Source organism: Virgibacillus sp. M23 (genome assembly GCF_034190895.1).
Lineage (GTDB): Bacteria > Bacillota > Bacilli > Bacillales > Amphibacillaceae > Virgibacillus > Virgibacillus salarius.
Genome location: NZ_JAWDHA010000329.1, coordinates 1 through 414, shown reverse-complemented (window position 1 = coordinate 414; position 414 = coordinate 1). Strand labels below are relative to the sequence as shown.

The 414-nt window shown below is 44.9% G+C and carries 1 pseudogene; it reads right to left on the bottom strand.

Going from position 1 to position 414, the window contains the following annotated elements:
* Nucleotides 1-366: pseudogene (gene cheC, locus RVS70_RS22810) on the bottom strand (CheY-P phosphatase CheC); the annotation flags it as partial.
* Nucleotides 367-414 lie beyond the last annotated feature (48 nt).

Sequence of the window (414 nt, the reverse complement as noted above, 5' to 3'; positions counted from 1 at the left end):
ACTATGGCCCAGTTCATGCAAAGCGGATGAGCTCATATGATCTTCACCTAAGTCCTCTATAACAAAATCGGGGTTTCCAATCAGCTCTCTGATAAATTGCTCCGCCTGAAAAAAAGGCATTATAAAGAACATCGAACCCGTTAAATCGCCTTCCATTCTTAAAAAGATGCTGGCAACCGGGACATCAGCACCGCCGAAAAAATCGACAAGCTCATCAAAAGACAGCAGCTTTGCAAATGGGACCTCCATATCTATCTTTCTATTTAACAGCTGGGCCATTGCAGAGGCGGAGTGGCCGGCGCCTATATTGCCGACTTCCCGCAAAATGTCCATCTGCTCTTCTTTGATTCCATTAAAAATACTCATGTCATAACCCCTTTAAGATTAAGCTTGATCGGGCACAGCGGACTGAGA